The organism is Pantoea sp. EKM103V (genome assembly GCF_011800365.1).
GTDB lineage: Bacteria > Pseudomonadota > Gammaproteobacteria > Enterobacterales > Enterobacteriaceae > Pantoea > Pantoea anthophila.
In genome coordinates this window covers 37,379-48,246 of record NZ_JAALFQ010000003.1, presented here as the reverse complement: position 1 = coordinate 48,246, position 10,868 = coordinate 37,379, and the positions used below count along the sequence as shown (strand labels likewise).

The 10,868-nt window shown below is 34.1% G+C and carries 9 protein-coding genes; 5 read left to right on the top strand and 4 right to left on the bottom strand.

Annotated features, from left to right (window positions below; translation table 11 throughout):
* Positions 1-442: 442 nt before the first annotated feature.
* From HFD97_RS09175 to HFD97_RS09160, 4 genes are all read left to right on the top strand, one after another.
* Positions 443-1,576 (top strand): hypothetical protein, encoded by a 1,134-nt coding sequence (locus HFD97_RS09175; RefSeq protein WP_167431324.1) that lies wholly within the window; start codon positions 443-445, stop codon positions 1,574-1,576.
* 563 nt (positions 1,577-2,139) lie between these two features.
* Positions 2,140-2,532, top strand: coding sequence for a hypothetical protein (locus tag HFD97_RS09170; RefSeq protein WP_167431323.1), 393 nt, complete (start codon positions 2,140-2,142; stop codon positions 2,530-2,532).
* A gap of 18 nt (positions 2,533-2,550) precedes the next feature.
* The gene (locus HFD97_RS09165) at positions 2,551-3,642 is read left to right on the top strand and encodes a relaxase/mobilization nuclease domain-containing protein (RefSeq protein ID WP_167431322.1); all 1,092 of its coding nucleotides are present in this window, start codon (positions 2,551-2,553) and stop codon (positions 3,640-3,642) included.
* Positions 3,643-3,936: 294 nt separating this feature from the next.
* A complete protein-coding gene (locus HFD97_RS09160) occupies positions 3,937-4,518 on the top strand; it encodes a DUF4755 domain-containing protein (protein ID WP_167431321.1) in 582 nt (193 codons plus the stop codon).
* A gap of 57 nt (positions 4,519-4,575) precedes the next feature.
* On the opposite strand, the gene HFD97_RS09155 is transcribed toward HFD97_RS09160, so the two are convergent.
* Positions 4,576-6,633, bottom strand: coding sequence for a UvrD-helicase domain-containing protein (locus HFD97_RS09155; RefSeq protein WP_167431320.1), 2,058 nt, complete (start codon positions 6,631-6,633; stop codon positions 4,576-4,578).
* Entirely contained in the window at positions 6,630-8,756 is a 2,127-nt protein-coding gene (locus HFD97_RS09150; RefSeq protein ID WP_167431319.1) for an ATP-dependent endonuclease, read from the bottom strand. Before HFD97_RS09150 ends, HFD97_RS09155 begins: the two co-directional genes overlap by 4 nt.
* 362 nt (positions 8,757-9,118) lie before the next feature.
* Here HFD97_RS09150 and HFD97_RS09145 point away from each other — a divergent pair, with 362 nt between their 5' ends.
* Positions 9,119-9,937: a DUF4225 domain-containing protein gene (locus tag HFD97_RS09145; RefSeq protein WP_167431318.1), complete on the top strand. Its 819-nt coding sequence runs from the start codon at positions 9,119-9,121 to the stop codon at positions 9,935-9,937.
* Here HFD97_RS09145 and HFD97_RS09140 read toward each other — a convergent pair.
* Both HFD97_RS09140 and HFD97_RS09135 read right to left on the bottom strand, forming a co-directional pair.
* The gene (locus tag HFD97_RS09140; RefSeq protein ID WP_041455851.1) at positions 9,934-10,257 is read right to left on the bottom strand and encodes a hypothetical protein; all 324 of its coding nucleotides are present in this window, start codon (positions 10,255-10,257) and stop codon (positions 9,934-9,936) included. The genes HFD97_RS09145 and HFD97_RS09140 overlap by 4 nt on opposite strands.
* A gap of 154 nt (positions 10,258-10,411) precedes the next feature.
* Positions 10,412-10,819, bottom strand: a complete 408-nt coding sequence (locus HFD97_RS09135; RefSeq protein WP_028725047.1) for a hypothetical protein — start codon at positions 10,817-10,819, stop codon at positions 10,412-10,414.
* Positions 10,820-10,868 lie beyond the last annotated feature (49 nt).

Sequence of the window (10,868 nt, the reverse complement as noted above, 5' to 3'; positions counted from 1 at the left end):
CCAGATAGTAAAATATTATGGTACTAAAGCTTAACTTCTCAGTTTCAAACCGTAATAAATCACTAAAAAAATAAACCCAACTCTGAAAACGATTAAACCAATGATTTTATTGTTCTTTTTCACTAAAAATTACAGAATATTCTTATTTCACTTATCTTAATCCTCGAAATGAAGATTGTAAATTCATTATTAAAATTTTATAATTTTCTCCAAAATCATTACAAAAATGATTGATTTTTTTAAATTCTAATTAATCACTAATTTACGAGTAACATACTGATTTAACTGTAAAATTTGATCTTCTCTTCCAATACGTATAAGGATTTTTTTTAAGCAATTATCCCAATAGATGCCACCATAATATTCATGTGAAATTTTACATTACTGAAATTACGTTAATTAAATTGTTCATCTAAAGCGTTTATAACAACAGGCTTAAATCATGAGAAGAAAATCAATTAAATATTTCTCAATCGCATTAATCCCAATAATAATTTCAATTTGTGCATTCTTTTATTTCATTAAAAGAAATGCCGGATATGAAAATAAAGCAATATCCATTACCAGTCACTTGCAGAAAAAAAACAACCACCTTAATTACGACAATGTAGGATCGCTAACAGGCCGCCTTCTAAAGATGGATTTAGACTATGGATTGATAACTCATGAGCAATACAATTTAGCAAAAATTAACACTATATTTTACTTCAATTCAGTAAACTCAATATGCTCTAAATTTAAAAAAAACAAATCTGATTTTCTTTCTTGTGCAAATAAATTGCTAGGTGATCTTTTCTCATATAAAGATTCTGTAGATATTGGTTCTGACCTTTCATCGAACCAATCAGATTGTGACTCTAATGTCTACCTTCTTTACGATATTGCTAAACAAAATAAAATTGAAACTCGCATTAGATATTTACCAGGGCACGCTGTATTGTGGTTTGAGAGAAAAGTAAACGGCGAAAATCTTTTCTGGGAAAGCACCTATAATGACAATCATGGTGCAATTGCCGACTTTAAAAATAAAAAATACTCATTCAGTAGTGATATTTTCTACAATAATCTTTATGATGAGGGCGAAGTCTTTAATATTTATCCTATTTTGATGTTAAGTAGACTATCAAATAAGCAAGCAGATGTGATTTTAGCAGATAAAAATCCTTTAGTAAGAGATAATCCAATTAGGAAAGAATTTTATTACTGGAAGTTAAATAAACTTTCCTCTGAGGATATAGCCTCACTAATTGAATTACTTGAAAAAACACCATCCTCTACGAATGTTCTTTTAATCTTATCTATTCATTATCTAAAACAAAATGATTTGTCAGTTGCACAGAATTACTTAAAAAGGATCGCCCCACCTCTTTGTAAAAAATTATGCCTCGACATGGATGCTGAAATTAACAACACTACTACTTCAAGATTTATAGTTCAGCATATAATTTCATTTCTGAAGATTGAGGACAATGCTAACAACCAGAACTTTATTGTTAAATACACTTTTATTCCTGTGTTAGCCACTATTTTCCAATGGATTTTATTGTTGCTTGTATATTTATTAAGAAAAAAATGACAACACCCAAGCACCAGTGAGACTAATGAGTATAGAAATAGGAGTTAGTATGAAAAAAAACAATCTGGTTGACCTTTCATTAAATATAAAATGGAAAGTTAGCGTTATATATGGAATGAACCAAAATATAAAAAAACACAAAAATAGCGGTCCGCTTTTCAAAAGTTCATCGAAATCTTTGTATGCTTCCCACTCAGGATGCAATTCCAAATATAAGCTTTTTGGAATTACATAGATAAGCACCTCACCTAAATAACTCCAAAAAATTACTGTAAAAACATAAATAATATTTTTCATTGATGCACCTCCTTGCATTTATTTATCATCCTGTAACAACATGTCAATAGCCTTATTTAAAACTTTATTTAATTAAGTTAAGCAAGGGCTAACTCATAGATGCTCCGCATCTTTGAGTTGCCTTGCTTTTTCTGCCCTTCGGTTGAAAAAGAAAGATCAAACCAAAAAAACACTAAACCCAAGCCATTGACGCAATTGATCTTTATGGTATTTATTATAGTTAGCATATGGATATGCTATTAATGAAAATATCAAAAGGAGTTGATATGAAAAAAAACATTACTATATTCGACGATGAGTTTCCTTCTTCATTTACCAATGATCCTTCTATCAAAAAATTACCCCCTAACCGCCTTCGCAGATATACAGTAACTGTTAGATTAAATGAGATTGAGCTGAGCAAAGTAAACCAGTTCAGAGGACAGCTAAGCAGAAGTTGTTGGCTGAGATCTTCAGCTCTCAAGCAACTTCCCCCTTCTGTTCCCGAAATCAACAAAGAAGCTTGGCAGGAGCTTACTGGTTCCCTACAGAAACTTAATGATCTTACTTCGTTCCTGCTTCGCAGAGGCGAAGATGCTCAGCCACTATCGCAGGAAGTAAGCGCTTTAAAATTGAAACTGTCGCATGTAAGAGATGCTCTGCTGACACTTGAAAAGTGATCATCGCTGATGAAGGGCATGAATAAAATAAAAAGGGGTAAAAACTTCCGAGGAGTCATCTCGTATGCGCTTGCCCCTGCTCCTCATCACATGACTACACCAGTAGTGATTGGTGGCAATCTTGTGGGCATCACTGTAGACGAGCTTATCGCTGAGTTCGCAAACACTCAGAAGCTAAGAGAGGATGTTACTAAACCAGTTTGGCATAACTCCCTTCGTCTCCCAGTCGGTGAATCACTCACAAATCAACAATGGAAGAACATCGCTGACGACTACATGAAGAGAATGGGCTTCTGTGACACTCACCTTCGTTGTTATGTCCTACACAATGATGAAGCTGGTCAGCACATACACATCATTGCTTCCCGTATAAACGTTTTAGTAGATGGCCAACTTTACTTGGGTAAGAACGAGAATCTCGTTAGCACCAGAATCATTCAAGACCTTGAAGGGGATCATCAGCTCACACGAACTAAAGGTCCCTCTCCTGCTAAACAGCCACAGAAGCAAAAGAAGCTCACTCGTAACGAAAAGATGATGCAGGACAGGACCGGGGAGAAACCTTCTAAAAAAGTGATACAGGAAGCTATAGATGCAATCCTCACCTTCTTCGATACCATCACTATCGAAGACTTCATATATGAATTACAAAAGCAAAACATATCAGCGACAGCAAACATCGCATCTACTGGCAAGATGAACGGTTTTTCATTTGAGCATCAGGGAGTCGCTTTTAAGGCATCACAGCTCGGTAAGGCATACAGTTGGTCAAACATGAGTAAACGAATCACCGTCACTCAACCAATAGAGGCTGTTGCTCCTGAATCGATTGCCGACAATGAAAACGTTTCGAATCCCATTGAAGTTCCTCCCACAGCTACACCCCTTAAGGCAAATTCCAGAGAACATATGCGATCTCGCTGGTTGCAGTGGATACCTTACCTTGACGAGCTTGTTGACGGTTTAAAAGCCATTGGTTCAACGATTCTCAATCCTCTCAAAAGAAATGTCATCTATACAGCAATACGAACCGGCAACTCCGAAACACCAGAGATTTCTGAGGTAACTTTTCAAAACTCAGCGATAAAAAACGTTTTCAAACGACCTTAAAGAGCTAGTTTTCAGTGAGTTAAAACTACTTACTAAGTCAAACTCGATAAATTTTTTCATTTTTTTCAAATTGATAGACAAAAACGATCGATCGTTATTACTGATCGATAAAATACACATGATAGCTATAGACTATCAAACCAAAGCGATCGATCGGTACAAATGATTTGCTAGACACTCATTCCTAGCCGTAATGTAACTTCAAACGAAGCGATATAGCTCACTGATTTATCAGCAAAACTAGCTGATGGATGAGTGCGCTCTGAATCCAACGAAACAATACCGGATGGTTCTATGACAACAATGACTGAAATAAAACAGCCCAACTTTCTTTTGATGAAAAGAGTGTGGATAGCTATCGCTTTACCAATCATCATTTTTTACTTCCTGGGTATACAAGGTTTGGTTCAGCTTGCAATCATCTGGGTCTTCGCAAGCATCATGCTCTTGATGTTTGCCTACAAAAAATTCCGAATTAAGAAGTGGAATGCCAGCACCAGAGATGTGTTCGGAGAGTCTGACGGCATGTGGAGCCATGAGTTCGGTCCAACTGCTATGAAGCTCGATGAAAAACGGGGACTGATCCATCTCAAGGAAGAGAACAAACAAAAAACCTATCCGTTCTCAGCAATCAAAGAGTGGCGATACAATTTGTCTACTACGAGAGAACGGGCTGGTATCAACAAAGAACTCGACCGCACTCATGATTTCAGAGAATCAGGCTTTTACATCGCAGTAGACGATGTTCAGTATCCAGAATGGAGAGTAATGTTCTTTCCTCAAAAAGGTGACTTCAACTCACAAGAAGGCATCCGGGATACGGAACTGCAACTTAAGCGATGGATGCATATCTTTGATAATGTAATTAATAAATAAACACTTCAAAATAAATGGAAGTGATAATTCTTTATCGCTTCCATTTTATAAATAAAGCTAACTAAAAAACTCATAATTATTAAATATTTTCTGAATGCTATCTTTTTCAAGTCCGTTATCAGAAAAAAGCACAACTCTCAGATTTTTAATAGCTCTTGATGTTGACACATATAAGAGCCTTCTAACTTCTTCTAAGTCAGGAGACAACTCTACGTTCAAATCCGAATTTAGAAGACTAGAGAAATACGTATGCCTTTTGTTCATCTTATCGTTTAAAAATACAATTACATTTTCATACTCAAGTCCCTTAGACGAGTGACATGTCATGACATTCACCGGACTATCGGTTTTATTGGAATTGATGTATTTCATCCAATGAATCATCTCATCAAAGTCAACCTTTAAAAAATTCTGGAATACTGCGTCATCAAATTTAACTTTTCTTAAACCACAGTATCTAACTAATTTTTCCTTCCAAATATCTTCACTATCAAACTCGATTGGCAAAAGAGAATTAATTAAAGATTTAACTCTCTTGTTTTTGGTGGTGTTAAACAACTCATATAGGTTGACGAAATACTCTTCCAAGCTGCAATAACTCAATGCATTCAACTTACGCACTGCCATCCCAATATCTTTAACTGTGCATTCTTGCAAATGAAGCTTTGGAAATAATTCGATTATAGGAGCATCGCTTTTTATTTTTAACAAGTAAGCAGGCTTACAATAAGAATACATAATAGAAGCAAAGGAACCAAATTTATCAATATTGTTCACAACAAACTCATCATTGACTTTTTTATAATTGTTTTTGTTTTCTGCAACAAACAAATCATTCACTTTTGAATATAAGTTTGAAAAATTACAAACTTCGGCAAGCATCTCATTTTTTGACACAAGACAAGCCATTTGGTTAGATAAACTTACATCCCATTCAGCCCGGTAAGAATCAATTATTTTTTCAATATCTGATTTATTACATTTTGACATCGGATAAATATAACATTTAACACTGCCAAGGTTTTTATTTCTGAAAATAGAAACTTGCTTTATAGGCTGATGTCCCCCTCTGATTTTATTTATACAATCAATAATTTGATCATGTGATCTTCTATTAATGTTTTTATGAACTTCATCGAAGGTCAAAAACGAAGTTCGAGCACCTGAACTGTAGATCTCTTGAGATGGATCTCCAAATAATCCAATTAAATATTGAGAACCACCTGGCTTCAAACGTTCTATAATTAATTTGAAAAAAGCAACGACATTATCATGTGTATCTTGATATTCATCAACAAAGGTATACGGAAATTTGTCGATAAGAATATTTGCAAAGTAAGGATAGTTTTTCATTAATTTATATGAATAAAGTAAAAGCGTATCATGGCCAATTCTATTCTTATAAAGACATTCTGCATTTCTTATGCTGTATTCTATAAAGTCATAACCTCTAACCCCTTCAGCGATGTTTTTTACACAATTCTTATAATTATAGATCCTTCTAATACATGAAAATATTTTAAGCAAGTGAGATTTATTTGTTTTTAATTTATTGCTCAAATCTTGGCCAAGTTCATCATTTAATAGTTGCCAAAAATCCCCAGCATTAAGTTCTTGCATTTTATAGTAAGATTCATTATCTTCCAAAATAAAGTCTGTGACTGCTTCTAATTCAGCTTGATTTAACCCCCTATAAACTTGATATGCAGGTTTGTCATTCTCATCATAAAATAACTCATTTTCATTTTTTTTTATTAAATCAGTTAAGTATGTAACATGAATTACAACAAGAGCATCCATGTGATGTTGAATCATGTCCCATAAAAAATTATGAATTGTAGACACATAAACCAAGTCATTTTCACCCAGCCTGCTGATAATTTCATCTTTAGCATTATTAGTATAGGTGATACATAATATTTTCTGCCTCGATAATGCTAATTGCGATTTTTTATCATGCATTATCTTCTTTATTAAACTTATCAAAGCATGTGTCTTGCCACTACCAGCACCAGAGAGAAAATAAAATGACTTTTTGTCATTAACATACCCAAGTAAGGTATCAAAGACCTTGACTTCTTCTATAAGAACATCCTGAGACTCTACATACATCATAATTCAACCTCGTCAGCGAACTTGTAATTTGAAAGCCAATCAATTCCTTCTTTAATATACTTAGGGATTCTTAATTGATGTTCTGAATTTTCTGCCGAGTTAACCAACGAGTATATAAGTGAGTTACTAAATTTACTTTTACTTTCGGATAAATTCTTTTGTAACCTGTAAGAGTTTTTAAATAAAACATTTTCATCTACATTTTCCCCACCCAGCAATTCATCCATTACAGAAGGGATTACTGATTTTAAAATTTCTCTAAAAAGAGGATTGCTATAATTCTCTAAAATTAGTGCTTCTTCAAAACTAGTAGCATAATATTTACTTAACAGGGTTCCTAAAGAGTAAAGTTCAACAGGTTCAATTTGATATGAAACCCTTACATTTTCTTTTATAAAATATTTATGGAAGGTATTTACTTTTGAGCTTCCATGAATGAAAGTGAGTGTTTTATTAGTTGTGAGTGTAGTTTCATCAATTATTTCTATTTGTGGGTAAAGAGGGACTTTAATGATCTTATTGTCTTTTGCTTGGACCTCTTCATATAAAGATTCTTTTTCTCTTTTAAAATCAATATCAGTAATAATTAAAGAGGGTATTCTCAGAGCATTTAACAATTTAATGTAAACACTTCCGTGGGCACCATCTATTCTAAATACAGAAATTTTTTTCCTTCTAAGTGTAATGTCGTTTTCTATAAAAAAATTAACAACTCTTTCTTCGGTAATGCCTTCTACTAATATAATTGCATCAGAGAAAAATAATTCTGGAACTTGATGCTTTATATGTTTTTTTATGAACTGAAAATAATCACTCTCATTCTTACCCTTAGCAATATCAGAATCTTTAATTATGATATTTTTGCTAAGCCCATTTTCTGGATATGTATAATTAACTTCGTCTAATGAGCAGCTCTCTTGGATCACACTATTCAGTATGTGTGATGAATGTGTAGTAATGACAATTTGAGTTTTTAAATTGGCAAAATCTCTGCTTGATAATTTTAATATTGCAAAAAGTGCTTCTTCTATATGACGAATGAAATTAACTTGCATTTGTGGATGCATAAAAAGTTCAGGTTCTTCAATACATAAAACCTGAACTTTACTTTGCTTTTTCATATATTTGCATCTATAAGAAAAATCAATAATTTCGCTAAGTATATTGATCAGGTTAGTATAACCTAAACCGAATTGCCCTTCTGGCACGTGATGTTCACCGTCTATATACTCATAAGTGACAAGATCGGTCATTAACTTATCGAAGGTAAGATCAGCTCTTAAAGAAAAAGCTAACGCGTTTTCAGAAACGATTTTTTCCAAGACAGATTGAATCCCCTTCTGATGATTTCTTCTAATTTTACCTGTCAATCTATTATTGTTTTTTTCAACTAAACTATTAATACTCTGAAAACTTTTATCATTTACTTCGTACATATACCTAATTATTTTATTAAAAGATTTAGCCAGCAACCTTTTATCATGAATATTATTTGAAGCCGATATAACCTTGAGATCAATTATATCTTTAAGCCTAATGCTTTTCTCTCCCTTACCGTTTAATCCTTTTACTACTCGTCTAAATTGGGTTTCTGATATCTTGTCCACTAAATATTTAAATTTTGTAACTTTATCCTTTTTTTTCAAAGTAAGAAAATCAATACCTTTTTTCATGTCAACTTCAAACAAATCCTTGTCTTTAACTTCATAAAATATTTTAACTATAGCTGACTGCGTTTTTTTAACATCTTCACTGTCACTAATAGTGATAAATTCCCCAAAGTTAGTCGCTAAATCTTGATCACGATTATCAAGAATCACCTCTAAAATAAAGCTCAACTCTGGGGTTTCACTGTAGTCACCTTCTATATACTTATTCAACAAACCATTTAAGTAATCAAAGTTAAAATATGAGCCGACTAACTTATCTCCTTCATCAACAATAAATTCTAATGCTTTAGTTATAGTAGTTTTACCTGCATTATTTTTACCTACTATTAAAGTGGTTGATGAAGCAACTGGTGCTTCATTATTGCCTCCTGAATTAGCTTTTACAAAGCCTATTAAATTATCTTTGCTACCAAATTTTCTGAAATTGTTTATTTTGATACTTTTAAGATACATTCCTTTATGCCTCAAAGTTTAATTTTGATTTTGATTAACTGACTTTCGCTGGTTATGCAGGCTTAGAATAAAAGAAGAAATATAACTATCTATATGAGTAATTGTTAGCAAGCCTTCTGCCGTGCAAGACATAATACTTTACAATTTTTCGCGCAGATTTACACCACATTTTCTTCACATAATGCTTTCATAATTGTGAGATTAGTTGCAGTGATAACTATTGCCATAATAGTAATTATATTTAAAATCAGCTAGTTAAACGATTTTCCTTGCTTGATTATGATAATGAAAAATTTCTTATCATATGAGAAAGTTAGGTGTAAATTTTGCAGTGCAGAAACTCATATCTTTAAGGATGTTGTATGGATAACTACTGGGACAGGAACAGGCAATTAAACTACTTTCTGAGCATGGCAAGTCTTGAGGCTAATCACTTAGTCAATGTTGCCACATCCCTCTCACAGTTCCATCTCAAGGATGCGCTTGTCCGTGTAAGGTTTCAGGATGAAATAAAGGAGTTCACCCGCTTGCAGATCCAGACTATCCGCACTTCTATCTCGGATGATAAGTGTCAGGAGTGTATCCAAAATCTCAAGCAAGAAGCCCAAAACCTAAAGATTCAGGACAGGATGCTCAGAACAGGAGAAGCCGTAGTTTCGTCTTCTGTGAAGTTTTACCATGACCATGAAAAGATCATTTGCTATGTCATCGACGGCATCGGAGTAGTTCTTGGGACTGTTCAGCTAGTGGCTGGGGTAGGCTTGTTTGCTGGATCACTGTTCAGTGGAAATGTTATCGGTGTTGTTGCTGGTTCTGCATTGATTGCTAATGGTGCAGGTTCAATGGCGGAAAGCATAGATAAGTTAAGAGGAGTTTCAAACCCTACTAATCCGGTGATTGAAGCTTATCAGGATGTAGCTGAATTTTTTGGATTTGATAAACGCCTGGGTCTGCTTGCTTACCAAGTAGTTGATCTCACTACATCTTACTACGGAATTTTTAAACTGACTTTGAAACCCGAGGCTTGGAGAATATTCAAGTATCTCCCTACTGATTACTATCGCCAGGTGCAGATGATGAGCAAACAAGACTTGGCTCTAAAGGGTGCAACAGCAGTCTGGAAAGGTAGCGCTATAGGTGTGAACCTCTATCAGATGAATCACAACCAAAATGGAAACTAACTTTTGCTATTACTAGCAAACCTGTGTGCTTTCCAGGCCAGATTCATTGGTATGACAAAGTAAACGATTATGGCACCGATGATAAGGACGATAGCATAAGAAATCAGGCTTTCTTTATGCCCTTTCGCTATACCATAAATGAAAACTGATAAAATAATGAGCATGGAAATTATACCAGCCCAAAAGCGCTTGCTCAGCTCCTGAATGAGAGACTGAAGTGTATCTGATTTGTTCTCATCTCGGGTAAGAATTTCATTAAGCTTGCGGATATCCTTCGCCGAAAATCCATTCTGAAGGAGCTTTTGCTCAAAATCGTTCATTTCATCATCCTGAAAAGCCATAAGATAAAAGAAAATATATCATACATTAAAGCTGAGATGCCATATGATCCATTTGCAGAACACTCGCCCTAAGTTAAGTGTAAAGATCATATGGCATAGTTATTGTATCGCCATACTCAATAAAAAGTATATCCTAAACCCTTTTCTTCATTTTGAAACCATCTGATTTAAGCTCTGGTGAAGGCGTAAAGCTCTGTTTTTGAGTAGCAAATATTCTTTCTACTTCATACTCATTCCAGATAATGTATTCGATGATAAACTTGTAGAAATACAGCACTCGTTCAAGGCTGACAGTTGAAGGTATTGTATAGAAGTTTGGACTGAGCAAAGCCGAACTCAAAACTGCAATAATGTTGCTTGGTCCCTTCAGATAAGGATTCTGATAGTCTTGCTGATACTTCAAAAAGTATCCTACACAGAACAGGTAGGCATCTTTTACAATTTTTTCTTTATTGCAGTCTGATTCATCGTATCTAAGAATGAAGCGATTAAGGAGTATCAAAAACTTCTGATCTGGCAAATATCTGTTTAATTTATTCATAGTAGCATCCTTGCTGTTGTGAATGTCATCCTGACATTTAAAGAAATAT

Coding starts and splice junctions, on each gene's coding strand:
- HFD97_RS09140 (WP_041455851.1), bottom strand. CDS start 10,257: ATGAACGATTTTGAGCAAAAGCTCCTTCAGAATGGATTTTCGGCGAAG.
- HFD97_RS09145 (WP_167431318.1), top strand. CDS start 9,119: ATGGATAACTACTGGGACAGGAACAGGCAATTAAACTACTTTCTGAGC.
- HFD97_RS09150 (WP_167431319.1), bottom strand. CDS start 8,756: ATGTATCTTAAAAGTATCAAAATAAACAATTTCAGAAAATTTGGTAGC.
- HFD97_RS09175 (WP_167431324.1), top strand. CDS start 443: ATGAGAAGAAAATCAATTAAATATTTCTCAATCGCATTAATCCCAATA.
- HFD97_RS09155 (WP_167431320.1), bottom strand. CDS start 6,633: ATGATGTATGTAGAGTCTCAGGATGTTCTTATAGAAGAAGTCAAGGTC.
- HFD97_RS09160 (WP_167431321.1), top strand. CDS start 3,937: ATGACAACAATGACTGAAATAAAACAGCCCAACTTTCTTTTGATGAAA.
- HFD97_RS09165 (WP_167431322.1), top strand. CDS start 2,551: ATGAATAAAATAAAAAGGGGTAAAAACTTCCGAGGAGTCATCTCGTAT.
- HFD97_RS09170 (WP_167431323.1), top strand. CDS start 2,140: ATGAAAAAAAACATTACTATATTCGACGATGAGTTTCCTTCTTCATTT.
- HFD97_RS09135 (WP_028725047.1), bottom strand. CDS start 10,819: ATGAATAAATTAAACAGATATTTGCCAGATCAGAAGTTTTTGATACTC.